Below are 26011 nucleotides of genomic sequence, written 5' to 3'. Positions count from 1 at the left end.
GCTTATCGTTTCGGGGGCGGGGTGGCTAGTAGCCGAGGTCGAGGTCGACCTCGTTGATCAGCGGCTCGCCGGCCCGGTAGCGGGCGAGATTGTCGAGGAACAGCGCCGCCGCGCGCTGGAACATGCGGGTCTGGGCGCGGCCCGACAGGTGCATGGTGATGACCGCGTTCGGCGCCTCCCAGAGCGGATGGTCGGCCGGCAGCGACTCGGGGTCGGTCACGTCCAGATGCGCGCCCGCGATGCGCCGGCTCCTGAGGGCCTCGATCAGCGCGTCCTGGTCGATCAAAGTGCCGCGCGCGATGTTCACCAGATACGCGCTCGGCTTCATCGCGGCGAGCTCGGCCGGGCCGAGCAGGTGCGCGGTCTCCGCGGTCGACGGGGCGGCGACGATCACCCAGTCGAACGCGCCCAGCCTGCCGCGCCAGTCGTTTGGTCCCAGCATGTCAGGCTCGCCGGCGGGCGAGCGGCGGACGCCCGTCACGTGCACGCCGAAGCCGCGCAGGATCTCGCCGATCCGGCCGCCGATCGCGCCATAGCCGATGATTAGCGCGCGGCTGTCCTGCAGCTCGACCTTGCCCGGAGCATCGAGCAGCCATTCGTGCCGGTCCGCTGCGCGCACCACCTCGGCATAATTCTTCGCCAGCGCGAGCATCCCCATCACCGCATATTCAGCGACAGCGTTGGTGTTTATGCCGCTGCCGTTGGTCAGCCGCGTACCGCGCGCTTTCATCCGTTGCAGCGGAAACGCGTCGGTGCCGGCATAGATGGTGGTGACGAGCTTCAGGCTCTCGCCCAGCTCGATCGCACGCCCGGTGTTACGTGGCACCTGCATGTCGAGCCAGCCGACCTCCGCACCCGGCGCCATCGCATAGGCGTCCTCGGCGGAGGCGAACCAGCGGGTTTCGACGTCGGCGGGAAGGTGCGGCGCGAGGAGCGGACGCGCGAGAGCGGGGAGGACGAGGATCATGGCAAATCTCTACCTCTCCCGTAGGGACAGGTCGACTCGGGCCTGAGCCCGAGCGGATGAGGGGATCGGGAGCGAGCCGTTGCGCGCCAGAACCCTCACCCCGCTCGCGCCAGGGCGCGAGTCGCCATCTCCCTATGGGGAGAGGGTCAGATGTCGAGCTTCCAGTCCCAGCCCAACGGATCCCCATCCATCACCTCGATGCCTGCGGCCGCAAGCTCGTCGCGGATGCGGTCGGACGTCGCGAAGTCCTTGGCCGCACGCGCTTCCTTGCGCTGCGCAAGGCGCGCCTCGACCGTGGCTTTATCGATCGTCGCCTCCTCCGGCCGGACTCGCAGCCCAGCGCGTGACAGTTCCAGAACCGTCAGGCCCAGTACCGCATCCATCCGCGCCAATGCCGCACGGCGCTGTCCCGTCTCCAGTCCTTTCGTCGTCAGCACCGTCTCGAAATGCGTCAACGCCTTTGCGGTATTGAGGTCGTCCGACACGGCCTCGTCGAACGCCGAGAGCTCGGCGGCAATGCGCTTGTCCATCACCTCAGCGGGATCGGCTGCGGACAGCTTCTCCGCCGCCATCACCATCCGCTTCAGCCGCGTGAGCGCGGCCGCGAGGTTCTCGAAGGTGAACTCCAGCTCGCTGCGATAGTGCGCCTGCAGGCACATCAGGCGGTAGGCGAGGGGGTGGAAGCCGCGGTCGACCAGCGCCTGCAGCGTCAGGAACTCGCCTTTCGACTTCGACATCTTGCCGCCGCGGTCGATCAGGAAATTATTGTGCATCCAGATGCGCGCGCCGCTGTCGGCGGAGTGGCAGCGGGCCTGGTTCTGGGCGATCTCGTTCGGGTGGTGGATTTCGCGGTGGTCGATGCCGCCGGTGTGAATGTCGAACGGAAAGCCGAGCAAAGCCTCCGACATCACGGAGCATTCGAGGTGCCAGCCCGGCGCGCCGCGGCCCCAGGGCGAATCCCATTCCATCTGCCGTGTCTCGCCCGGCGGCGTCGTGCGCCAGATCGCGAAGTCGGTCGGGTGGCGCTTGCCCTCGACCGCCTCTATCCGGCTTTCCCCCTCGTCGGTCTTGGTGCGGGCGAGCCGGCCATATTCGGGCACGGTCGTCGTGTCGAAATAAAGGCCGCTTGGCAGCTGGTAGCAACTCGCTTCGATGGACTTCGCGAATTCGATCATCTGCGGGACGTATTCGGTCGCGATCGACCACGTTGCCGGCTGGCGGATGTTCAGCCGCGCGATGTCCCGCCAATAGGCGTCGGTGTAGAATTTCGCGATGTCCCAGGCCGACTTGCCGGCGCGCACCGCCGCCGTCTCCATTTTGTCCGCGCCTTCGTCAGCATCGGAGGTGAGATGGCCCACATCCGTGATGTTGATGACGTGCCGGAGCTTGTAGTCCTTGAAGCTCAGCACCCGCCCCAGCGTATCGGCGAACACATAGGCGCGCATGTTGCCGACATGCTGGTAGTTATAGACAGTCGGCCCGCAGGTATAGACGCGCGCCTCGCCTGGGTGGACGGGCTCGAACGTCTCGATCGAGCGGGTGAGGCTGTTGAACAGGCGCAGCGGGACCATGCGCGCCGCCTTGGCCTGCCGGCCGGCCCAGCGTCAACCGCGTGTCACGGCACCGGCGGGCTGGTCGACGGCACTGTCCACAGATCCTCGTTGCCGGCGCCGGTTACCGGCTGGTCGATCAGCGGGTCGAAGCGCGATCCCGGCACGTTCAGGATCTGGATTAGCGGGTCGGGCCGCGATTGCGACGCCTGCAGCGACTGCTCCTTTTCATCCTGCTTCTTGTCGTCCTCGATCTGGTCGCGCGCGACGCTCAGCACCGGCGCGAAGACGTCGGGGCCGGGTCCGGGCGGGGGCGGCGCAACGCCGCAGAGCGCGCCGGGCGTGCAGCCGTTGAAGCTCGATCCGGCATCGAAGCTTCCGCTGACGTTCACCGCATCGATCAGGCCCGCGCCGGTGATGCTGCCGACTCGTCCGTTCAGGACGAGCTGCGCCGGCTGCTCGCCGGTCGTCTCGATCCGCAGGTTGTTAGCGGAGAAGCCGCGCTTCGCATTCGGGTCGTCACCGTTGGCGCCGCTGTTCTGGATGAACGCGAGCCGGCTGATCCGCACCACGATTTGGCCGGCCTGGAAATAGCCGCCGTCATTTTCGAGCTGGTCGTTGGTGCCGAGCCGTTGCCGAACAGCGTTGAGGTCGAGCCCAGGTATCTCACTGCGCGCTTTCGTCGACAGCGCCTGCACCTGCTGCGCTTCGAGCCGGAGCGTGCCGGACAGGCCGCCGCCGGCGTCCTTCAGCGTCACAAGTCCGGATTCGGCCGCCAGCGCGATGTCGGTCGCGGAACGGAGCGTGACGGTCTGGCCGGAGCCGATATTCTTGAAGTGCATGTTGCCGACCACGCCGATCGCGCGCGGCGAGCTGATCAGCAGCGTCCCGTTGCTTCCCAGCTGGCTGCCGTCGAACGTCAGCGAGCCGAGCACCACGTTCGCTGCCGCCGGGTCGACGAAGCTGAACGCAGCGCCGCTCGCTCCGCCCGGAAGCGATGCGATGGTGATGTCGCCCCCGCTCGCGATCCGCGCCAGTTCGCCACTGTCGAGCCGATAGCCGCTGCCGTTCGGCGCCTCTCCGACGAACAGCCGGTCGGCGGTGCCGGTGAGCGTCAGCGCCGTGGTCTGGGTGCGGCTGCCGAGCTGCGCTTGCGACCCGATCGCGATATCGTTCGAAGTCAGCGCGATGGTGCCGCCGGACACATTGCCGTTGATGGTGATCAGCCCCGGCGTGGTCGCGGTGACCGCGCCGCTTGCATGGGTGTCGCCGATTTCAATCCCGCCATTGACGCTGCGAAGCCTCAGGTCGCCGGCCGTGGCGTCGCCCTCGGCCAGGGCGAGATCGCCACGCGCGTTCAGGTCCACGGACCGGCCGGTTGCCTGAGCCGGCCCGCCTGCGACGAGATCGGTCGATACCGTCACTGCGCCATTGCTGGAGGCAAGCGTCACCTCGCCGCCTGACGCGATCGTGCCGATCGTCACGCCCTGAGTGCCGGACACGATCGTTCCGTACCCGCTTTCGAGGGCATCGGCGACGGCGGCGCCGCCGCTGGTGAGCTGGATCGCGCCGGTGGCGGTCGACTTCCCAGCTGAAAGCTTGCCGGACACGGTCGTCAGCTTCAGGTCGCCCGCGGTGGCGTCGGCCTGCAGCACGTTCAGCCCGTTCTGAGCGGTGATGTCGATGCTGGGCGCCTGCAGCACAAGTCCGGCGCCAGCGACCAGATCGTCGGTGACGACCAAGGGGCCGCTCCCCGACTTGAGCGTTGCCGCGCCGCTCGCCGAGAGCCGTCCGGCGGTGATGCCGTTCTGCGCGGTCAAAGACAGGTCGCCGGCGTTGGCGACCGCGCTCGCGATGCGCAGCCCCGACGTGCCGCCGACCTCGATCGAGCCGCCAGCGGCCGTGATTGGGCCGGCGTTCGAGCCGTCGGCAAGCCGGATGTCGCCGGGCGTGGACAGGATTAGGGTGGTCGAGCTCACGGTCGAGCCGGTGATCGGCCCTTGCGCCGCAATATCCGCGCTGCGGCCGGCATTGATGCTACCGAACGAGACCGCGCCGCCGCCGATCATCGTCACGTCGCCACTTGCCGAGGACGATCCCGCGTCCAGCGTTCCCGCCGCCGTTGCGAGGACGAGGTCGCCTGCGGTTGCCTTGGCGCTCGTGACGTTCAGCCCGTCGGCGCCATGGAGGGACACCGACTTGGCAGTCGCCGTGATCCCGCCGCTCGCAGCGGCGTCCGTCGCCACGTCGATCGTGCCGTCGGCCGCCGTCAGCGTTGCGGCGCCGGTGACGGCGAAGCTGTCGAGCGCGATATCCTTGCCTGCGTTAAGGGCGAGCGGCGAGCCTGACGCGATGTGTCCGATCGCGATCGTCCCGGGGGCGGTGATGCCGCCGCCGTTCAGCACGGTGCCGTCGACGCCGACGGTGCGGATCGCGCCTGCGCTGGCCCTCGCCAGCCTGATGTCGCCGCCGGCGAACAAATCGAGCGTGTCCGGCGCGGCGATCGTCGCGCCCGCCCCGTCGATGGCGCGGAATGCGGCCACGCGCGCGACATCACTGCCGCCGGTGATCGTCAGCGGACCGTTCAGCGTCAGGGTCTCGCCAAGCGATTCGATCGTCAGACTGTCCGACGCGCGGATGGCATTGGCCACGCCGGCCTGGCCAAGCTCCACCGATCGGGCTCGCAGCAGCACGTCGGTGCCGTCGATGCCGCCGTTGAGGCGCAGGTTGATCGGTTCGAACTCGGTCTCTCCGATGCGGACGATGCCGTTCACATTGGCGGTGCCGAGGCAGATGCTGCCCTGCAGGCAGGCGCCGGTCAGCCGGCCGCCATCGTCCAGAGGCACCTGGTCGCCGGGCGGAATGTCGTTCAGACGGACGTAGAGGTTGCCTGCCGTAAGTTGCGTCGATGCGCTCGCCTGCACCGCCCCCGCGCTCATGAACAGCGTGCGGTTCGGCGATTCGAGCGTGCCGTCGATCAGGATCGAGGCGACATTGCCCTCGACCGGCTCACCGGTGTCAATGGCGCCGGCAAGCAGCCTCAGCTGCGAGAACTGATCGAGCGGATCGGTCCCGCCATAGCCGGACTCGTCCGGCGGACTGTTCGCGGCGCGAACCAGCGCGCCCGAGCCGATGATGATATCGTCGCCGCTTGCGATCGTCAGGAATTGGTCCGCCACCAATTGCGCGCCGGGAGCGATGGTGACGTCGCCGCCCGCATCGATCGTGATCCCGCCATTGGACGTGACGGTGCCGGTCACGGTCGCGTCGGTCGGGATGGCGCCTTCGCCGACGCCTGCCCGGATCGCGATCCGTCCGCCCGCGCGCGCGTTCGCCAGCCGGACGTCGCCGGAAAGCGCACTCAGGTCGATCGACCTGCTCGCGGCGAGCAGGGTGCCGGCCTCCGCCGCAATGTCGCCCTGGAAGGCCTGCAAGCTGATGTCCGGCGCCTCCAGCGACGCCGCCAGAGTGGGGGCGGGGTTGCCATTGGTGATACGGATCCCGCGCGTGCGCGACACGATGTCGAGCGACGTTCCCGAAGCTAGGCCGCCACTGCCCTGGAAGGCGAAGCGGACATCGCCGTTGGCGGTCAGGTTCACGTCGCCCTCCACCGCGATCGTGCGCGCGCTGGACTGGATGTCATAGTCCGAGCTGGACTCGCTCTCGTTCAGCGCGTTGGAGAAGCTGACTGAATAGAGCGCCCCCAGCCTGATCCCGCCGCTCGCAGCGCTGCCGGTGTCAACGATAAGCAACGAGCCGTCGATATCGCTGCCGCCCAGATCGGCCGAGAAATCGCCGGCCTGGAAGGCGCCTGCCTGGCCGGAGCTGCCGTCGGCGACGTTCAATACCAGCCGGCCGCCGAAGCCCTGGCCGTCGCTGCCGGAGGCGGCCACGGCCGACCCGCCGGCGCCGCCCGTGCCGCCAACGCCGCGCCGGGCGGTCGCCTCCGTGAACACATCGCCGAAGCTCGCGCGGCCTCCCTGGATGTCGAACGTTGCCAACCCCGCGGCCGCAGTTCCGCCGTCGCCGCCGATGCCGCCGGAGGCAGAACCGCTGCCGCCATTGCCGCCGCTGCCCGCTTCGGCCGAGACGATCAGCGTCGGCGGGCGGCTCTCCACGCCGCCGACGCCCGGGATCGCCGCCTGCGCGCCGCTCTGGATGAGCGCGCTGGCGCTGCCGCCGAAGGCCGAGCCGCCCGCGCCGCCCTTGCCGCCGAAGCCGCTCGCGGCCAGGCTGCCGCCATCGCCGCCGCTGCCGGCAAAAGCGCTCGCGTCCAGGTCGAACGGGTCGAACTGCTGGTCATCGGCGACATTGACGACGGCGCCGTTCGCGGCTCGGAACGTGGCGGTGCCGCCCGTGGCATTGCCGCCATTGCCGCCGTCGAGAAGGTTTCCGAACCCGCCGGAGCCCCCCTCGGCATAGGCGAAGGCGCGGATGCGGTAGAGGTCGGAAGTTCCGCCATCCAGCTGCACGAGCGCTGATCCGCCGGTGCCTGCGCCGCCGTTCCCGCCTTGCGGGCCGCTGCCGCCGCTCGCGCCGAAACCGTCGGCTTCCGCCGTCAGGGCCGGTCGATCGGCAACGGTTGCACCGGTGAAGATGATCGAGGCGCTGCCGCCATTGCCGTTGCCGCCATTGCCGCCGCGGCTGGTCCCCGCCGGATCGAAGCCCCCTTCGCCGGCGGTCAGGACCAGCCCGGCCATCCCGCCGAAGCCGCTCGCACTCGCGCCGACGCTTCCCAGGCTATGGCTGCCGCCCGTGATCGCGAGTTCCGCCGTGCCGCCGCTCCCGCCGCCGCCGCTCCCGGCGTTCGCGGATTGTGTCTGGCCGAACCCGTTGGAGTAATCGACCGTCCCGCCGCCGCCGCCATTGCCTCCGGCGCTGATCGACAGGTCCGCGACAGAGAAGTCGACGCCGCTGGTGGCGATCCGCGCCGTTCCGCCGATCGCATCGCCGCCCGATGCAGCGTCGGTCGGGGGCGAGCCGTACGCCTGGCCATCGCCGCCGAAGCCGCCGGTCGCATCGGCTGAGACCAGGACAGATTCTGCGCTAAGGCTGCCGCCGCTGCCGGTCAGATACGCGCCCGATCCGGCTCCGAACGGATTGACACCGACGCCGGCGGTGCCGCCCGCGCCCGCGCCCGACATGCCGTAGCCATTCTCGGCGAACGCGCCGTCGCCGCCCCGTGCTTCAGCGAGGATCGAGATCGAGCCCGCCTGCAGCATGCCCCCGTTCAACGCAAGCCCGGCGCGCCCGGCAAAGCCGGCGCCCGCCTGCACGCCAAAGTCGCTGTTGCCGCCCGTGCCGGTGGCGGAAAGCTCGATGTCACCGGCAAGGACCGGCCCGCCCGTCAGGTTCAGCAGAACGTTGCCGCCGACGCCGGTGCCGCTGTTGCCATGCGGGACAGCGACGCGCTCCTCGAGCGGACGCGACACGCTGCCATTGGCTGAAAGGCTGATGCCGGCGGCCGAGAAGCTGGCCTCCATGTCGTTCGGATCAACCGCATTGATGGTAACGCCGATTGTGCCGCCACGGCCGGTCGAGGGATTGAAGCTGTTGCTGAACCCGCCGCGGCCGTCGGCGTTCGCTTCCAGCCACCCTTCGCCGGTCGAGAAGGACGACGCGTCGATCGCGGTCGTGATCGTCCCGCCCGTGCCGTCGCCGACCGCGGCTTCGCTGTCGAAGGCAGCTCCGGCCTCCCCGATCGCGGACAGGTCGACGCCGTTCCCGGCAAAGAACGAGCTGCTGGCATTGGCGGCGATCGAAACCGCACCGCCTTGGCCCGCGCCCGATCCGGTGCTGCCGTCGCTCCCGAAGCCGTTCGCTTCGATCGAGACGCTGCTCGCGTCCAGCGATCCTCCGGTCAGCAGCAGGCTTGCCGAGCCGCCCATGCCGCTCCCGCCGCGGCCGAAGTCGGAATAGCCGCCAAGGCCGTCGACCGAAACGTCGACCTGCCCGAAATCGAGCTGCCCGCCGGTTGCGGCAATCTGGACGGAGCCGCCCTGTCCGCTACCGCCGATATCGCCATAGCCGGTATCGCCGCCGCGTCCGTCCGCGTCGACGTTCAGCGTCGATGCGCCGATGCTGCCGCCCGTCGCGCTGACCACGACGGTTCCCCCGAACCCGGCTGCGCCGTCGAACGACGAGCCGCGTCCGCCCGTGCCGGTGGCGCTGATTGAGATATCGTCGGCGATAGTGATGATCCCGCCGCTGGCCGCAGTCACCGAAAGGGCGCCCGCCTTTCCGTCGATCGCGCCATAGCCGAAATCGGCGGGGCCGAACGTATCGCTTTGCAACCTGAGATTCTGCGCCTGAAGCGTGCTGCCTTGCGATGCGGACGCGACGACCGACGATTGGCCGTTCGGATCCGGCGTCTCGTGGCGCAGCAGGATACCGCCCGTGACCGTCAGGTTCCGGCCGTTCTGGGCGGAAAGCGCGATCGGGCCGGCATGTGCCAGCGCTTGCAGGTCGCCGGCCACGTTCAGGGCGGATGTCGAGGTGTCGATCGTGACCGAAGCTGCGGAGGCCACGGTGCGGGCACCAAAATCACCGCCGGTCATGTGAATCGCGCCCTGCGTGCCAAGCGCCGGGGTGTCGTTCGAGACCGTGTCGCCGGTCGTCAGGTAGATCGCGCCGTTCGCCGCGAGTTGCGCCTGCACGGCGGGCGCATAGCCGAGGCTGCCGGACACGAGCATCGTTACGGCGTCGTTCTTCGGCACCGCCATCAGATAGACGCGGCGGGGTTCGCCGCTCTGCGCCCCATTTTTCGTTTCCGTGGTGCCGCTGTGCGTCAGCGTGGTTTCGCCGCCCGGATCGACGTTCGACCCGCTATGCACGGCGATGTCGAACAGGCCGCCGGAAATCGGGATCGTGATGTCCGCGCTCTCGGCCGCGACCAGCGCCGCGCTCCCGTCGACGCTGATCGTGCCGCCCTGGCTGATCCTGGGCGCCACCAGCGCGATGTAGTTGCCGGAGGCGTTGATCTGCGCACCCGGCATGATGGTGACGGCCGACCGGCTGTCGGCGGCGCCGCCGAACCGGATCGTGCCCGCCTGCGAGCTGCTGCTGTCGTCGCCGAACAGTCCGCCTGACGTGGCGATATCGCTTGCGCTCAGCACCAGGCTGCCGACATCGAACCGGCTGCTCGCCCCGGCAATGATGCCGCCGGGGGAATAGAACCAGATGTTGCCGCCCTGGGTCGCGCCGTAGCCCGAGTCGAACTGGCTGATCACGTGACCGTCGAACTGGATCGGGCGGCTCGGATCGTTGGGGATCACGCGGTTGAGCACGGTGTAGGAGCCGCCCAGCGCGTTCGGGTCGCCCTTGAAAACCAGCTCGTTGCCCTGCGGCAGTACAGCGATCGCGCCGCCGCCTGTTCCCGTGTCGTTCGGCGTCCAGTCGATCACCGACTGCCGGCTATAGACGCTGATGGTGTCGCGCAGGCCGCCGGTAATGCTTTCGCCCTGGGATATCTCAACCGCGCCGATGGTCACTTCCGGCGTCGCCTGGAACGCCTGTTGCGCCGCAGCGGGCGTGGCCAGCGCCGCCGCGAGCGCGCAGCCGGCGAGCAGCCGCGCACGGCGGCGGTGGGTGGGAGCGGCGGAGTTCAGATACGCTGACATGGCTCATCGCCTCCAGGGCAGGAGCTTGGTGGACAGGGTGACAAGCAGGCGAACGTCGCGCTCCTTCTGGAGCGGCGTGCGGTTGAGCGGCGCGGCGAGTGCGACGTCGAGGCGGGCGCGCTGGCCCCAGGCCGCGCGGACGCCGCCGCCGACGGACCAGAGTCGCTGCGGGCCGTCGACCAGGGATACACGGTTCCAGACAATGCCGAGATCGGCGAAGGCGTAGGGCTGGAACGCGAAGCCGTCGATCGTGCGCGGCAGCAGCGATCCGACCCGAACTTCGCTCTGGAAGCCGAGGCCGCTGTCGCCGGTGAGCGCGCCGGGATCATAGCCGCGCCCCGCGGTGAAGTTTCCGACCGAGAATTGTTCGTAGGAGACGAGGCTGTGCGGTGCATATTGCGCGCGCGGCGCGACGCTGAAGGTCAGGTTCGGCCGCGGCCGATACTCGACCAGCCCGGTCGCGCGCGCGACGAACGCCGTCGGGTCGGCCGCCGAGCGGCTGAGGAGGCAAAGCTGGCGCGGCTGGCAACGCTCGCTCGCGTTCAGGTCGATTCCCTGCCGCAGCTCGATCCCGCCCGCGACGCGCCAGTGCGGCTGCCCCAGCGAGAAGCCGTTGATGCTGGAGACGGACCGCGGGTCGACGCTGTCATAGTCGAGCCGCGCGTAGAGCACGCGGATATGGTCGCGGTTGAGCGCCTGGTCGTTGAAGTCGACATTCTGGTTGACGACGTTCAACCCAAAGCTTCCGAACAGGTTCTGCGTCTGGGCGCGAACGAGCGGGTAGCTGATTTCGGCGAACGCGGAGAGGGTGTGCGCGTCGATGTCCAGCGGCGGGGTGAGGCCCGGATGCGTCCAGGCATAGGTGAAATCGCCCGAGAAGGTCAGGCCCTCGCCGCCGATCTTGAAGCTGTGGCCGGCCTCGACCACCTGCTGCTCGTCGAAATCGGCGGTGGTGAAGAAGCTGAGGGTCGTCCGGTCGCCAAGCCCGGTGAGCCCGTTCAGCTGGATGCGGGCGAGCCCGCCCCAGCGTCCCGCAGAGCGCGAGCCCAGATTCTGCACGAAAGCGTCGGCCTCGATCGGCACGTGCGTGACCGTGACTTCGCCGATCACTTCGCCCGGAGCGGCGTTGGCCGGGCGCAGGATCAGGCGCACGTCGAGGCCCGGTATGTCGCGGGCGAGCAGCAGGTAACGCTCGGCCTGGCGGATGTTGAACACGTCCTGGTTCTGGACGTGCCGCAGATAGCCGGCGATCAATTCCTCGGACCGGCCGACTTCGCCACGCACCTGCACGCCGACCAGCTTCGCGATCAGCGCGTCGAAGCGGATGATGCCGTTCTCGATCCGCTGCGGCGGGACTTGCACGGCGGCGAGATAGCCCTCGCGGCGCAGGATGGTCGCCGCCCGGTCACGGATCGCGCAGATTTCGGCGACCGAGACGGTCTTGCCGACCATATCCGCATAGGCGGGGCGCAGCAGCTCAGGCGAGATCGAGCGCAGACCGCCGAACTGGACCTCGCGCAGCTCGAACGTGATGTCCTTGTACTTGGGATCGGCGAGCGGGCAGGGGGCCCGCTCGAAATCGCTTTCGACAGTCAGGCCCGGCGTCGCCGCACGCGGGGCCGGTCCAGGGCGTGCCCGCTCGATTTCCTCGCGTGTCGTGCCCGTGGGCGGGATTGTCTGCGCCATAGCCGGAAACCAGGCAGCCGACAGACTCAACGCCATTACAAGACTGCGCACCCGACGCATCGCGTTCCCCCACCTGCACGTGCCCGATCAGGCGCTGATTACGCTCTGCTGCGGGCGCGGCGTTCGCGACCCCCGGAATGCCGCATGCCTGGCGCGATTCGCCATGGCCTCTGTCAGGCTGCGGGCTAGCATCCGTGCCCTTTTGCTTCAACCATTTGCCCCTTCCACGCCGTCGCAGAAAAGGACAGTTTCGTCAGTCGCCGGAGCTGTTGGCCGCCGACGTGGTTGCGATCAGCAGGTCGAGCTGCGTGTTGCATCCCTTCGCGATCAGCTGCGACGCGGTATCCTCGATGCTCGCCTGCGCGGGCACGGTCACGACCTTGATCTTGGCCGGTGCCAGGCCCTCAGTCGTGATCGTGTATTCAGCACCATCGGTGACCGGCACCGATTTCGGCCATTCGCCGACGGTCGCGCCGACGGGCAGGGTGATCGTGCCGGTGCTGCCCGCGCCGCTGACCTTCACATCCGCGGCCTTGTCACCGGACATGCGCCAGACGCGGACCGCCTGCGGATCGGCGACGCACATGGTGCCGCTCTTGCTCAGGTCGAGGAACCACAGGTTGGGGCTGCGCGTGTCCATCGTCGGCAGGCCGCCCCGCACCGCTCCCCCGCGTCGTTCGGAGGTGCTGTTGGTGCGCAGGATCTGCGATGCCGTCTGCGTCGCGCCCGCACGGGTGCCGGTCGAGACTGCGGCGAAGGTGCCGGGGCCGCTGATCGTGCGCGTTCCCCTGGCGTCGAGCAGCACCAGCGTGTCGCCCGGCTTCAGTACCAATTGCGCGGAATCGGCCAGCTGCTTGCCGGCCGGATAGGCTTTTGCCGAGGGTCCGACCGCGCGGACCACGACGGGCCCGGCTATCGCGGTTCCGCCCAGGGCCGCGCCGAGCGCGGCGGCGGCGAGTGCTCGCGCCATCCTCTTGTTGCTAGCCCAGATCATAACTGCCTCCCGGTTCGATATGCTGCAGACGATACACCAAGTTCGCGAGCGCTGCATCGCGAACATTGGTTACCGCCAGGGACTCGAGTTCGTCGAAGGCCGCCTCGTCGCCCTGATCGATTCGCTCGAGAAGCTGTGCCAGATACGATCGCTCCTCGGCTGTGGCTTCCGGCACAGGCTCGAAAATCTCGACCGGGGTCGACCGGCCGCGCAAGGTGATACGGCCCAGCGGCCGCCACCAGTCGAGGCCGGAACGCTCGACTGCGGCCCTGCTGGCCAGCACCTTCGTATTGAGCGGCTTGTTGGCGGATTCGAGCCTGGCGGCGGTGTTCATGCTGTCGCCCAGCGCCGTGTATTGGATACGCCCTTCGCCGCCGAAATTGCCGACGATAGCTTCGCCCCAATGCAGGCCGACGCGGGTGCGGCCGATCGCCGGCACGCCTTCGGGCACGTCCTTGCGGAAGGCCTCGCCCGCTTCGTACATCGCCCAGGCGGCGCGGGCGGCGCGTTCGCCATCGTCGGGGCGGGAAATGGGGGCGCCCCAGAAAGCGACGACGGCGTCGCCGACGAATTTGTCGATCGTGCCGCCATAGCGCAGCACCGTCTCGCTCAGCGTATCAAGATATTTGTTGAGCAGGAACGCCACCGTTTCCGGCGGGATCGCGTGGCTGAGCTTGGTGAAGCCTTCGAGGTCGGTGAAGACGACGAAGATTTCGCGCTTCTCGCCGTGCAGTGCGAGGCGGTCGGGATCGCGCAGGATTTCGCTCGCGATGTCGCGCGGCAGGTACTTGCCGAGCGCCGACTGGGCGAAGCGGCGCTGCTGCGAGCCTACCGCCCGCGCCGCCGCGCTAACCGAGGAATAGGCGAGCAGCCAGCCTATGCCCCAGCCGAACGCCGGCAGATACTGCGTGTCGGTGCCTTGCCACTGCAGGTAGAAGGGCAGCAGGACGAAGAACACGGCCTGCCCGACCATCAGCACCGCCATCTTCCACGGCCGCGCGTCGAGCAGCGCCGTCAGCGTGCCGGCGACGATGACGAGCAGCGCCACCGCCCAGGTCGAACCGGGCGGGATGCCGCCATACTGGACGCCGTCGAGCAGCTGGGCGAGCATCGCGGCGTGCACTTCCAGCCCGATCGTCCGCTCCCCGGTAATCTTTTTCATCGGTGTCTCGAACAGGTCGAGGTCGAGCAGATCGCCGCCGATCAGCACGTACCGGCCCTTCACCTGCTCCGCCATCAGCGGGGCCGTCTCCGGATTGGCGAGCAGGTCGATCGGCAACTTCGCGAATACCGGCCGGTCTTGGAAGGCGGGCAGGCGGAAGCGGACGCCGCGATGATAGTCGTCGAAACTGTCATGCGCACCCGTCACGGCGCGGGCGAGCAGCGGTGGTAAGGTCTTCGGTTGCTTCGGCCAATTGCGCACCACGCCGTCATTGTCGGTCTCGATCTCGATGCTGGTCGGGTGGACGGAGGTGGTGCGGATCTTGTCCTGAAAGGCCCGCAGGAAATCCTCCTGCCGCTGCTCGATGAAGCGGCCGTTGGTGGCGGCGCTGGTGAAGGCCAGATAGGTGGGCGTCTTCATCGCCCGGAACGCGTCGACCAGATGGTCGTCATTGGGCGTCGGCTGGTCGACGATGACGTCGATCGCGATCGCCTTGGCGCCCATCGCATCGAGATTCCTGAGTGCGTCGGCCAGGATCCTGCGGTCGAGCGGGGATCGGACCTGCGTGTTGATCAGCGTGTCGTCGGTATAGGTGACGAGAAGGATCCGCGAATCCTGCTCCACGCGCGGTGTGGTCAGCATCAGCCGCACGTCGTAAAGCGCTCGCTCCGCGTCGGAAATCAGCGGCACCTGCCAGCTGAATCGCGCGATCAGCACCGCGACGAGCAGGATCAGGACGGTCGCGATCAGCCGCGGCGCGCCGACTTGGCCGATGATCCGGGCCGTGCGCTTTGAAAGGGGCTGGGCCGCTCTGGCGGCGGCTGGTTCGACGTCGCTCAAGGGCTGGTCACTTCGCCCGGATCAGCGGCTGGGCCCCGTCGCCGACCAGCACGAACCCTGCCCAGTAAAAGGGGTGGGAAGTGCGCGCATCGTCCATCAGCTTGACCTTGCCGGCCTGCAGCGCGTCGCCGATCGACGTGCCCGGCGCGGCCTGGAACAGCCCGCCGATCAGCCGTTCGGTGGCCTGAAACTCGTCAGGCGCCGGCCAGTGGCTGGCGAGCACCGATCGGGCGCCACCGCCGATGAAGGCGCGCACCAGCCCGTCGAGCGCGCTGCCGCCGCCGGTCGTCACCCCGGCCTCGCGGGTCGCGGCGACGGTCGCGCGCCCGGCGGTGTCACACGCCGACAGCAGCACCAGGTCCGCGTCCATGTGCAGGTCGTAGATTTCCTTGAACGAGAGCAGCCCGTCCGATTGCGCGTCGCCGAAGCTGGTGAGCAGTGCAGGACGCGCCGGGCATTGCGGCTGCGGTGCGGTGACAAAGCCATGGGTCGCGAAATGCAGGATGCGGTAATTGGCCAGGTCCGGGCGGGCCATCACCGCTTCGTCGGTGAACGCGGACCCAGTGACAATGTCGGACCCTTGGCCGAGTGCCGCCGCCGCCGTCCTCAGCTCCTGCGGAGAAATCGGCTTGTTCCATTCGCTGAGCGGCCATTGGCAGGGATCGGCGGCATTGGGCCCGCGTGCGAGCGAGATGCGGGTAAAGGCCGGCGCATTGTCGCCGAAGCCGAGATAGGGCCGCTGCGCCGCCGACGGCGCCGCCCTGCGTGCGTCGCGGAACCCCTTGGCCGAGACGGCGGTGCTGATCCGCGCCGTGCGGCCGAGCCACTGGACGCCCGTAAAGTCGAATTTGTCCGCGCCCGGCTTTGACGCGCGGGCGACATAGCGGTCGACGCTGGCTTGATCGGCGGGCAGCAGCGCCAGCGGCAGCCGCAGCATTGCGCCGTCCGGCTCGAAGATGATCGCCTTGGCTCGGGCAGCCCGGTCGGCAACCGGCCCGGTCAGCTCCACATACAGCTTGCGTGCGAGCGGCAGGTTGAACGGATAGGTGAAGACCTGCCCGTCCTCCACTGTCGAGATCGTTGCACGAAGCGCATCGACCTGCTCGTCCAGCTGGTCCGCCGTGATCGGCAGCCTGTAGATCGCGGCGTCGGCGGGCGTGACGTAGGTGCCATAGACCGTCTGCCCCACCACCGCGAGCTTCAGATAGACTTCGTCCGGCTTCAGCGCCGCGCGCAGGTCGGCGATCGACAAGGTATCGGTCGACAGCGCCCGGTATTGCGGGAAGGCGGAAAGCCTGGCCTGCATCGCAGCCTGTTCGCGTTCCAGCTTGTCGAGTTCGGCGGCGGCGGCCGCGATCGCAGCATCATCGGGCTGATCGGCGCCGCGGAGTCCCGTCAGGGCGATCCGGCTGCGCTCGACTTCGCGCTGCAGCACCGTCGCCTGGCGGAACAGGCTCGCCGCCTCGCCGGATCCCTGGCTCAGCTGGCGGGCGAGCTGCGTCTGAGTGTCCGCTACGCCCGGGCGGACCAGCGTCTGCGTTGCCAGGAAAAAGTCGTCGACCAGGGCCGGATTGGTCGGCGCGCGCTGGACCAGCGTCTCGAAATAGGGGGCCAGCAGATTGCTGAGGCCGGTGGTCGAGTTGCCGCGGCGGATCACATCGGCGACGACGCTTTTGTAAAGCGCCAAGGCATCGTCGGCCCGGCCCTGGCGGATCAGGAACGCCGCCAGCCGGCTCCGCGCCGCCGCCGCGACGTTGGTGTCCGGATAGCGCCGGTCGAGCAGGTCGATCGACTCGCGGAACCGGGCTTCAGCGCCGGCGGGATTGCCGCTCGCTTCCAGTGCGGCGCCGGTTTCGGCGAGGATCTGCGAGCGCAGCCGGATGATCGATATCACCCGGCCCTGCCGAACCGATTCGGCTTGGCGAAGCGACTCTTCGAGCGCCTTCAACGCGTTCGCGTTGCGGCCCTGCAGGCGATAGACGGTGCCGCGCAGCTGCAGCGCCTGCGCATCCAGGATGATCGCGCGCTCCTCCGGCGTCAGCTGCCCGGCCTCGGTGGTGCCGAGCCGCTCGCTCGCGGTTCCCGAGTTGATCTCGGCCGCCACGTCGTTGCCGATCTCGACGGCGCCACCAATCACCAGCATCGGCTGGCTGAGCGGCACGACCGGCCGGTCGAGCTCTTTCAAGGCTTCGTCCAGCTTGCGCTGGTTGATCAGGTGGAGCGCCACAAAATTGCGCCGCAGCCTGGTCTGGACCCTGTCCGTCGTCGGGATGCGGTCCGCTTCCGCGAACAGCCGGTCCGCTTCGGCGAACTGGCCCAGATTGGATTTCTGCAAGGCTTCGTTGATCAGATATTCGCCGGTCCTGTCCTCGCCGGTGTCCGCGCGCTGCTGCAGCGTGCCGAAGAATTCCGCCGCCTCGGCATAGGCGCCGGCATTGTTGCGGCGATAGCCCTCGGCGAGGGCACGGTCGGGGTCGAGCGATCCGGCCTGCACGCGCGCGAACGCGATCGGGTCGGTGCTGCCGGTGGTCGCCACCTCGATCTTGCCTGGAACGATCCGGTCGGCAATCACGGTGCGGAGGCCAAGCGTCAGTGCGTCGTCATAGCCCGCCAGTCCTTCGGCGACCCACACGGTGTCGCCGCGACGGATGCGATAGACGCGATAGCCGACGTCGGCGTCATTGAGCCGGCATTCGCTGCGGGCGACGCTGCCGAGATCCTCCACCGTCGCTTCGGCCGGAGCCTGGTCGCAACGTGCTTCCGCGGCGCGGATGGGGGCAAGGCGCCGGGCAATGGCCTCGTCGCTGCCGCGCAAACCGTAAAGATGCCCGATCGGGCGCGCGGCGTCGCGGCAGACGATCACCCATGCGCGGTCGAAGATTCCGGCAATCGCCGGCCCGCGGCCTTTCGATTCAACCTGGCACAGGCTTTCGCTGTCCGACCCGAGCGGAAAGCTGTCGCGAAGGCTCGGCCGGTCTGCCGCCGCCGTCGCGCTCGAACTCACGATGGCGGCCATCGCAGCGAATAACGTCAACGCGCGCACAATCCTGTTCCCCCACAAGCCGGCGCACCCCGCGATCGCGAGGGGCCGGTCAACCTGCCTGCGCCCGAGGTTCTTTTGGATAATCAATGGCGCTGGGCGCCGCGTTGCGCAAGGCAAATGCTGTTGCGCATACGGCGCACATTTAACACCGCGGTAAGCATGTCCGTTTAGGGTGCGGTGCGTGCAGGCGAGATTCTCAGCGAAATTCAGAACGGACCCGGTAGAGGCTGCCCTAGTAGGCCTGGCCTATGCGGTCCTGATGTGGCTCGCGCTGGCGACCGCCAGTTGGTCCAACGGCGTCGCGGCGATCTGGCCCTGCAATGCCGTTCTGGTCGCTTACCTGCTGAAGCGGCCCCAGCGCGCTTGGCCGCTGCCATGTGCCGTGGTTTTCCTGGTCTGCATGGGAACCAGCATGGCAATGGGCCGGCCGACGCCGCAATCGCCTTTCTTCGCGGCGGCCAACATTGCCGAAAGCGCGGCGCTCGCCTGGCTTGTCAGGCGCCGTTGCTCGCAGCGCGTCAACCTGGAGGCGGTGGATGACCTGCTTGCGTTCCTGGGCGCCGCTGTCAGCGCAGTCACGCTCTCCGCGACCATTGCGGCGCTGGCTCTCGCCGCGACCGGCCAGGCGTTCGGGCCGTCCTGGCTGTCCTGGTTTGCGCCAGACCTGCTCGGGCTTGTCATCGGCGTTCCGCTGCTGTTGATCGGGCTGGACGCACTTCGTTCGGGCGTGCGCTCCGGTCGGCGACGGGCAATCGAAGGCACGGCATCACTGATGCTGGTCGCTCTGGTGAGCGCCATCGTCTTCCTCCAATTCTCACGTCCGCTGCTGTTCCTGATCGCGCCGGCCATCCTGTTCGCGACCGTTAGGATGCGGGGTCTCGGCGCTATCCTCGCCACGCTGATCGTGGTGGCGATCGGTGGCTTGGGGCTGGCGTGGAACACCGGTCCGATGGCGATGATGCACGGCTCGGCCAGCGCCAAGGTCACGCTTCTGCAGATATTCTTCGCGGTCACCTTCCTGACGTCGCTGCCGATGGCGGCGATGCTAGCCGAACGCGACCGTTTCTCGCGCCGGCTCGCGGAGCGCGAGCGGCAATTCCGGACCGTGGTCGATGCGGTCAGCGACGTCATCTTCCAATGCGACGCCGAAGGCCGCTGGACCTATCTAAATCCTGCGTGGGAGACGCTCACAGGCTATCCCGTCGCCGAGGAACTCGGCACCTCATTCCTCACCCGCATGGTCGATGAGGATCGCGGGCCGTTTCTCGAGCGGCTGCGCGGACTGAACGACGGCTTGTTCGTGACGATGCGGCACCAATTCCGGTTCATGCACGCGTCCGGCGATCATCGCTGGGGCGAGGTTCAGGTCAGCCGCCTCAACGACCGGAATGGCGAGATCACCGGGTCGGCCGGGATCATCGTCGATATTTCCGACCGGCTCGCGCTGGCGGCGCTCGCTGAGGATGGGCGGCGCCGCGCCGAACAGGAAGCGCAAGCCGCCCTTCTGCTCGCGGCGACCGACGAGTTGACCGGCGTTGCGTCTCGCCGGGCGTTCCTGGCGATGCTCGATCAGTCGCTGGCGCGGGGCGAGCCGCTCGCCATCGCCTTGTTCGACGTGGATCATTTCAAGCGCGTCAACGACCGGCATGGTCATGCGGCCGGGGATGACGTGTTGCGGCGGATCGCGACGATTGCCGAAGGTTGCGTGCGTGATGGCGACATGGTCGGTCGGCTTGGCGGCGAGGAATTCGCGGTGCTGATGCCGGGCTCGTCGCTCGCCCAGGCCGCCGCGGTCGGCGAACGGCTGCGGAAAGCCTGTGCTGAGGCGCTGCATCCGCCCGGCCTGACGGTGACGGTGAGCGTCGGCGTGACAGCCGCCGGCCCGGCGAGCACGTCTGCCACGCTGCTCCGCGACGCCGACGCCGCGCTCTACCGCGCCAAATTCGAGGGCCGCAACTGCCTGAGGATGGCGGCTTAGCCTTCCAGCGCGAGCATCGCGAAGGTGGCGAGCCAGTGTTCGCCCATATAGTCGCCCGCGACGTGCGGCAGGCTGGCGGTGAGGTGACGGTCCGCCGCGTCGCGCGCGATCGCGGCAAGCTCCCCCGGCAGCGCCGGCGCAATCTGTCGCCAGCACCAGGCGCGGCTCAGATTGCAGCCATCCAGATGCGCGATCTTGCCGTCGCTGCGATCCGACACGAACACCGGTTCGAGCAGGCTCCGCGGCTCATCCTGCGCCAAGCGCGGCAGGAAGCCCGCGAACCAGCCGGCGAAGTCGGCACCCAGCACGCGGCGCATCAACAGCGCCTCGCTGAGCGCCGACGACAGGAACTCGTCGCCGCCCGGCTCCCACGCCTGGCAGTCGCGATCCTGCCCGAACCAGCCGCGCGCCTTGTCCGCGATCAGCCGGCGCAGGTCTTGGTCCGGCCATTCGAGCGCAAGCGTCAGCGCGAAGGCCGAGTTGAAGTGCGTGCCTACCCGGATCGGGTAGGTGAGGCGGGGCAGATAGCTCTTGAAGCGGCCGGCAAAGGCTTCGGCCAGCGGGTGCAACGCCTCGCCCCAGTCGCGGTCCGCGTGCCGCGCGGCCTCGACCTGCAGCGCGATCAGCCAGGCCCAGCCATAGGGCCGCTCGAAACCGCCCGAATAGGCACGGTCGAGATAGGCGAGCTCGCCCGCTACCTTGGCCGGCGTCAGCATCTCGTCCGCCAGCGCCTCGATCCGCTTGACCACCGGCAGGTCGGGAAACAGCCGCCGCACGCGCAGCAGCAGCCAATAGCCGTGCACGCACGAATGCCAGTCGAAACTGCCGTGGAAGATCGGATGCAGCCGCGCGGGCGACTGCACGTCCTCCGGACCGTCCATCACATGGTCCAGCTTGTGCGGATATTCGCGGGTGACGTGGCCCAGCGCGATCTCGGCAAAGCGCGCGGCAGTTTCGGGAGTGAGGGTGTGGGTCATGGGAAAGCGAGCCAATAGATCAGGATGATGTTGCAGGCGAGGAGAGGGAGGGCAGTGCCGACCTGCGCCTTCACCACCGCGTTGCGGTCTTTGAGCTCCAGCAGTGCGGCGGGGACGATGTTGAAGTTGGCCGCCATCGGCGTCATCAGCGTCCCGCAGAAGCCCGCGAGCATGCCGATCGCGCAGACGATCGCTGGATTGCCGCCAAAACCGTGGACCAGCAGCGGCAGGCCGATCGCAGCCGTCATCACCGGAAAGGCGGCAAAGGCATTGCCCATGATCATCGTGAACAGCGCCATGCCGATCGCATAGGCGAGAACCGCCGCGAACAGGCTGCCGTGGGGGATCACCTGGCCCGCGATCCCGCCGACAAGGTCGCCGACGCCTGCGACCGCGAACACCGCGCCCAGGCTTGCCAGCATCTGCGGCAGCAATGCCGCCCAGCCGACCGCATCAATCAGCCGACGTCCTTCCTCCAGCGCGGCCAGCGCGGGCGGCCGCAGCCAGGCGTAGAGGGCGATCAATGCAAGGATCACCCCCAGCCCGAGCGAGATCAGTGTGATCTGCTTGGGATCGATCAGGCCGGAGTTCGGCAGCAGGAACGTGCCCGCCAGCGCCGTCACCGGGATGATCAGCGCAGGCAGGAACAGCGCATTTCCACGGCGCGACCCGTCCTCTGCCTGATCGCCGACGTCCGGCTTGCGGAGCGCGCCGGTTCCTGCCAGCGCGACCAGCGCCAGGACGAGAAGGCCGTTGCCGAAGTTGCCGAACCGGTCCCCGGCCAGGAAGCTCGCCGCTAGCAGTCCCCAGAAGGCGGCATTGCCGAACCGCTTGCGCGCGACGCTCAGCGCCGCATAGGCCACGAAGATCAGCCCCGTGAACGTGTAGAGCGCGGGCAGGCCGATCATTTCTTCAGCGTCCGGTCCAGCCACAGCAGCCGCGCGCCGTGGATGAGGAAGGCGCAGATCGCGGTCGGGATCGCCCAGACCGACAGGTGCAGCGGCGCGACGTGGATGCCGTTCTGGTCGAGAAAGCCGACGATCAGCAGGATCGAGCCGATCGCGATGAAAATGTCCTCACCGAAGAACAGCCCGATATTGTCGGTCGCGGCGGACATTGCCTTGACCCGTTCGCGCGTGACTTCGTCCAGCTCGGTATCGCGTTCCGCTGCCGCCTCGGCCATCGGTGCGACCAGCGGGCGCACGGTCTGCGGGTGGCCGGCGATCGAGGTCAGGCCCAGCGCCGCGCTGAGCTGTCGGAACAGCATATAGCCGAGCAGCAAGCGCCCGGTGGTCGCGCGCCGGAATCGTGTGATCACCCGCCGCGCCTGCTGCTGCAGGCCATAGCGTTCCAGAAGGCCGATCACCGGCAGCGCGATCCAGACGATCGACACGTAGCGGCTGTCGTTGAACGCCTTGCCCAGGATCGCGATCACCTCGGCCAAGCCCTTGCCGGCCGCAAGCCCGGTCGCCAGCGCTGCGGCGGTGACGACGGCGAGCGGATTGAGCCGGAACAGGAACCCGACAACGACGATCGCTATGCCGATCAGCGGGAGATAGTTCATGCTCGCCCGTACCCGCCGCCGCCCGGTGTCTCGATCACGATCGCGTCCCCGGGTGCCATCGCGGTCGACGCCGTCGCGCTCAGCAATTCCTCCGAGCCATCCGCGCGCACCACGCGGTTCACGCCGGGCATAGCATCGCTCCCGCCGCAAATCCCACGCGGCGCTACGCGCCGGCGGTTGGACAGGATGCTCGCCTGCATCGGCGCGAGGAAGCGGATGCGTCGCTCGACGCCGTCGCCGCCGTGCCGCTCGCCGGCGCCGCCCGATCCGCGCCGGATTGTGAAGCGCTCCAGCAGCACCGGGTGGCGTTCCTCCAGCACTTCGGGGTCCGTCAGGCGCGAGTTGGTCATGTGCGTCTGCACCGCGCTCGCACCGTCGAAACCAGGACCAGCACCCGCGCCGCCGGCGATCGTCTCATAATATTGATAGCAGTCGTCGCCCCAGGTCAGGTTGTTCATCGTGCCCTGGCTGGGAGCGAGCGCGCCCAGCGCGGCGAAGATGGCATCGGTCACGACCTGGCTGGTCTCGACATTCCCGGCGACGACGGCGGCCGGATAGCGTGGCGCCAGCATCGATCCTTCGGGTATGATCAGTCGAATGGGACGGAGGCAGCCGTCGTTCATCGGGATCGCGTCGTCGACCAGCGTGCGGAACGCATAGAGCACCGCCGCCCGCACAATCGAGCTCGGCGCGTTGAAATTGTCGGGCAGCTGCGCGGAGGTGCCGCTGAAGTCGATGACCGCCGATCGTGCCTCACGATCGACCGACACGGCGACCGCCACCACCGCGCCATTGTCCATTTGGTACGCGAAGCTCCCGTCGGACAGGCGCCCGATCAGCTGCCGCACCGCTTCTTCGGCATTGGCGATGACATGGCCCATATAAGCATCGATCACTTCGCGCCCGTACTCGCCCGCGACGCGCTGCAGCTCCGCGCTCCCGCGCGCGCAGGCGGCGATCTGCGCCTTCAGGTCGGCGATGTTGCGGTCCGGGTTGCGCGCCGGCCAGCGGCCGGACGCCAGGATCGCGCGCATCTCTGCTTCGAGAAAGCGCCCTCCGTCCACCAGCAGGACGTTATCGAGCAGGATACCTTCCTCCTCGACCGACTTGCTGTCCGGCGGCATCGATCCCGGCGCGATCCCGCCGATATCGGCATGGTGTCCGCGCGCGGCGACGTACCAGGCGGGCGCCGGATCGGTATCGATGAAAACGGGCATGATGACGGTGACGTCGGGCAGGTGCGTGCCGCCGCGATAAGGGGCGTTCAGCACATAAACGTCGCCGCGCCGGATGCCGCGCCCGTCTCGCGCATCGCCGCGCGCCTCGATGATCGTGCGAATGCTGTCGCCCATCGATCCCAGGTGCACCGGGATGTGCGGCGCGTTCGCGATCAGCGCGCCTTCCCGGTCGAACAGAGCGCAGGAGAAATCGAGCCGCTCCTTGATGTTCACGCTGGTCGCCGTGTTCTGGAGCGCGACACCCATTTCCTCGGCAATCGCCATGAACAGGTTGTTGAAAATCTCCAGCATCACGGGATCGACGCTGGTGCCGATCGCAGGCGCGGATTCGCGCGGGGAGGTGCGTTCGAGGATCAGGTTCAGGTGCCGGTCGACGCGCCCGGTCCAGCCGGGCTCGACGACGGTGGTTGCGGACGCGTCGGTGATGATCGCGGGGCCGGGGATGGTGGCGCCGGCCTTCAGCTCATCACGAACCACAACCCCGCTCGTCCCGAGCGAAGTCGAGGGGCGCTGATCGGAAGTTTGGGGGGTACGCCCCTCGACTACGCTCGGGACGAGCGGGCTTTCGGATTGCGCGATCGCCTCTATCACCAAGGTCTCGACGATCACCGGCGTCTCCGGCGCGACGTAGCCGAACTGGGCCCGGTGCGCAGTCTCGAATGCCGCGCGCATCTCGGCCGGAGTTCCGGTCTCCACTTCGAGCGTGCTGTCGCTCCCCTCGTAGCGCAGCGCCGCCCGGCGCACGACCGTCACCTCCGTCACGCCCTGTGCGATCAAATCGGCACGTGCACTCGCTTCCAGCGCCTCGAACGGCAGCGCCTCTGCCAAAGGCTTCGCGAACGTCTGCTGCTTGATCAGCGATCGGTCCGCGATGCCGATGCCGTGCGCCGACAGCACGCCCGCCAGCGGATGGATCATCACCCGTTCCATGCCAAGCGCGTCGGCGACCAGGCACGCATGCTGCCCGCCTGCGCCGCCGAAGCAGGCGAGGGTGTAGCGCGTCACGTCGTGCCCGCGGGCGATCGAGATCGTCTTGATCGCGTTCGCCATGTTGTCGACCGCAATGCGCAGGAACCCTTCGGCCAGCGTTTCGGGGGTCATCCCCGCGTCCGCGCCCATTGCCGCGAATTTCTCGCGAACCACCGCCACGTCGATCGGCTCGCCCCCGTTCGGCCCGAACACGGCGGGAAAATGCTCGGGCCGGATCTTGCCCAGCAGGACATTGCAGTCGGTGACGGTCAGCGGCCCGCCGCGGCGATAGCAGGCGGGGCCCGGTACCGCGCCCGCGGACTCCGGCCCGACCCGCAGCCGCGCGCCGTCGAAGCGGCAGATCGATCCGCCGCCCGCCGCGACCGTGTGAATCTCCAGCATCGGCGCGCGCACGCGAGCGCCCGCAACCACGCGCTCGCTCGAACGCTCATAAGTGCCGGCATGGTGCGACACGTCGGTCGAGGTGCCGCCCATGTCGAAGCCGATAACCTTTTCGAAGCCCGCTTCCGCCGCCGTCTTCGCCATGCCGACGATGCCGCCGGCCGGCCCCGACAGGATCGCGTCCTTGCCGCTGAAGCTCGATGCCTCGACCAGCCCGCCGCTCGACTGCATGAAGAGGAGCGGCGCGCCTGCATCCAGGTTCGCGCGCACCCGCTCGACATAGCGGCGCAGCACCGGTGACAGGTACGCGTCGACCACCGTCGTATCGCCGCGTCCGACGAGCTTGATCAGCGGCCCGACCTGATGGCTGACCGAAATCTGCTCGAACCCGGCTTCGGCCGCCATCCCGACCAGCCGGGCCTCGTGCGCATGGTGTTTCCACCCATGCATCAGCACGATCGCAATGGCCTTGAAGCCGCGCGCGCGGGCGGCGGCGAAGTCTGCACGCGCCTGCGCCTCGTCGAGCGGCACCAGCACATCGCCGGCGGCGGTCACCCGCTCGGCGACTTCGATCACCGCGTCGTACAGCGGTTCCGGCATCTGGATGTCGCGCGCGAAGATATCGGGTCGCGCCTGGTATCCGATCCTCAGCGCATCCCCGAAGCCGCGCGTGATCGCCAGCGCCAGCTTTTCGCCCTTGCGCTCCAAGAGGGCGTTGGTGGCGACCGTCGTGCCCATCTTGACGCTGTCAATCGGGCCTGGCCCATGCTCGGCCATCAGCGCCGCGACGCCGGCGGTCGCGGCGTCGTCGTAGCGTTCCGGGTCTTCCGACAGCAGCTTTTTCGTGATCAGGCGGCCATCGGGAGCGCGGGCCACGATATCGGTGAACGTGCCGCCCCGGTCGATCGCAAAGCTCCAGCCCATCCGCGCGGCTTTGGGGGACTGGCTCGGCTTCGTCCACCCCCTCCGTCACCCAAGCCTTGAGCCGGGGCCTACCTTCTTCGCAAAGGCAGGTGCGTCCC

Annotated in this window: 12 protein-coding genes; 1 reads left to right on the top strand and 11 read right to left on the bottom strand. The window is 68.5% G+C overall.

Annotated elements, in window-relative coordinates; all coding sequences use genetic code 11:
• Positions 1–25 precede the first annotated feature (25 nt).
• From GON01_RS09005 to GON01_RS08975, 7 genes are all read right to left on the bottom strand, one after another.
• On the bottom strand, positions 26–967 hold the full coding sequence (locus GON01_RS09005; RefSeq protein WP_157027039.1) for a D-2-hydroxyacid dehydrogenase: 942 nt from the start codon (positions 965–967) through the stop codon (positions 26–28).
• Between the two features lie 146 nt (positions 968–1113).
• Positions 1114–2538 (bottom strand): cysteine--tRNA ligase, encoded by a 1425-nt coding sequence (gene cysS, locus GON01_RS09000; protein WP_157027038.1) that lies wholly within the window; start codon positions 2536–2538, stop codon positions 1114–1116.
• 44 nt (positions 2539–2582) lie between these two features.
• Entirely contained in the window at positions 2583–10136 is a 7554-nt protein-coding gene (locus GON01_RS08995) for a hypothetical protein (protein WP_157027037.1), read from the bottom strand.
• A gap of 3 nt (positions 10137–10139) precedes the next feature.
• Entirely contained in the window at positions 10140–11822 is a 1683-nt protein-coding gene (locus GON01_RS08990; RefSeq protein ID WP_232328745.1) for a ShlB/FhaC/HecB family hemolysin secretion/activation protein, read from the bottom strand.
• A 253-nt stretch (positions 11823–12075) separates the two neighbouring features.
• Positions 12076–12792, bottom strand: a complete 717-nt coding sequence (locus tag GON01_RS08985) for a hypothetical protein (protein WP_232328744.1) — start codon at positions 12790–12792, stop codon at positions 12076–12078.
• A gap of 10 nt (positions 12793–12802) precedes the next feature.
• On the bottom strand, positions 12803–14818 hold the full coding sequence (locus GON01_RS08980; protein WP_157027034.1) for an adenylate/guanylate cyclase domain-containing protein: 2016 nt from the start codon (positions 14816–14818) through the stop codon (positions 12803–12805).
• Positions 14819–14825: 7 nt separating this feature from the next.
• Positions 14826–17834, bottom strand: coding sequence for a CHAT domain-containing protein (locus GON01_RS08975; RefSeq protein ID WP_157027033.1), 3009 nt, complete (start codon positions 17832–17834; stop codon positions 14826–14828).
• A gap of 199 nt (positions 17835–18033) precedes the next feature.
• Here GON01_RS08975 and GON01_RS08970 point away from each other — a divergent pair, with 199 nt between their 5' ends.
• Positions 18034–19839, top strand: a complete 1806-nt coding sequence (locus GON01_RS08970; RefSeq protein ID WP_309503571.1) for a sensor domain-containing diguanylate cyclase — start codon at positions 18034–18036, stop codon at positions 19837–19839.
• Here GON01_RS08970 and GON01_RS08965 read toward each other — a convergent pair.
• From GON01_RS08965 to GON01_RS08950, 4 genes are read right to left on the bottom strand one after another with little or no spacing between them, the layout of a single operon-like run.
• Positions 19836–20816, bottom strand: a complete 981-nt coding sequence (locus tag GON01_RS08965; protein WP_157027031.1) for a DUF2891 domain-containing protein — start codon at positions 20814–20816, stop codon at positions 19836–19838. The two genes, GON01_RS08970 and GON01_RS08965, sit on opposite strands and share 4 nt — an antisense overlap.
• Positions 20813–21724: a DUF979 domain-containing protein gene (locus GON01_RS08960; RefSeq protein WP_157027030.1), complete on the bottom strand. Its 912-nt coding sequence runs from the start codon at positions 21722–21724 to the stop codon at positions 20813–20815. The genes GON01_RS08965 and GON01_RS08960 overlap by 4 nt, the downstream gene beginning before the upstream one ends.
• Entirely contained in the window at positions 21721–22380 is a 660-nt protein-coding gene (locus GON01_RS08955) for a DUF969 domain-containing protein (protein WP_157027029.1), read from the bottom strand. Before GON01_RS08955 ends, GON01_RS08960 begins: the two co-directional genes overlap by 4 nt.
• Positions 22377–25913, bottom strand: a complete 3537-nt coding sequence (locus GON01_RS08950; protein WP_157027028.1) for a hydantoinase B/oxoprolinase family protein — start codon at positions 25911–25913, stop codon at positions 22377–22379. Before GON01_RS08950 ends, GON01_RS08955 begins: the two co-directional genes overlap by 4 nt.
• Between the last annotated feature and the right edge of the window lie 98 nt (positions 25914–26011).

Origin of the sequence: Sphingomonas horti, from assembly GCF_009753715.1 — a bacterium.
GTDB lineage: Bacteria > Pseudomonadota > Alphaproteobacteria > Sphingomonadales > Sphingomonadaceae > Sphingomonas_B > Sphingomonas_B horti.
The sequence above is the reverse complement of the archived record's forward strand: the minus strand, read 5'-3'. Positions and strand labels throughout refer to the sequence as shown.

What these genes read in the sequence shown, in the direction of transcription:
- GON01_RS08985 (WP_232328744.1), bottom strand. Translation starts at nt 12,792, where the DNA reads ATGGCGCGAGCACTCGCCGCCGCCGCGCTCGGCGCGGCCCTGGGCGGA.
- GON01_RS08965 (WP_157027031.1), bottom strand. Translation starts at nt 20,816, where the DNA reads ATGACCCACACCCTCACTCCCGAAACTGCCGCGCGCTTTGCCGAGATC.
- GON01_RS08975 (WP_157027033.1), bottom strand. Translation starts at nt 17,834, where the DNA reads ATGGCCGCCATCGTGAGTTCGAGCGCGACGGCGGCGGCAGACCGGCCG.
- GON01_RS08990 (WP_232328745.1), bottom strand. Translation starts at nt 11,822, where the DNA reads ATGGCGCAGACAATCCCGCCCACGGGCACGACACGCGAGGAAATCGAG.
- cysS (WP_157027038.1), bottom strand. Translation starts at nt 2,538, where the DNA reads ATGGTCCCGCTGCGCCTGTTCAACAGCCTCACCCGCTCGATCGAGACG.
- GON01_RS09005 (WP_157027039.1), bottom strand. Translation starts at nt 967, where the DNA reads ATGATCCTCGTCCTCCCCGCTCTCGCGCGTCCGCTCCTCGCGCCGCAC.
- GON01_RS08955 (WP_157027029.1), bottom strand. Translation starts at nt 22,380, where the DNA reads ATGAACTATCTCCCGCTGATCGGCATAGCGATCGTCGTTGTCGGGTTC.
- GON01_RS08950 (WP_157027028.1), bottom strand. Translation starts at nt 25,913, where the DNA reads ATGGGCTGGAGCTTTGCGATCGACCGGGGCGGCACGTTCACCGATATC.
- GON01_RS08995 (WP_157027037.1), bottom strand. Translation starts at nt 10,136, where the DNA reads ATGTCAGCGTATCTGAACTCCGCCGCTCCCACCCACCGCCGCCGTGCG.
- GON01_RS08960 (WP_157027030.1), bottom strand. Translation starts at nt 21,724, where the DNA reads ATGATCGGCCTGCCCGCGCTCTACACGTTCACGGGGCTGATCTTCGTG.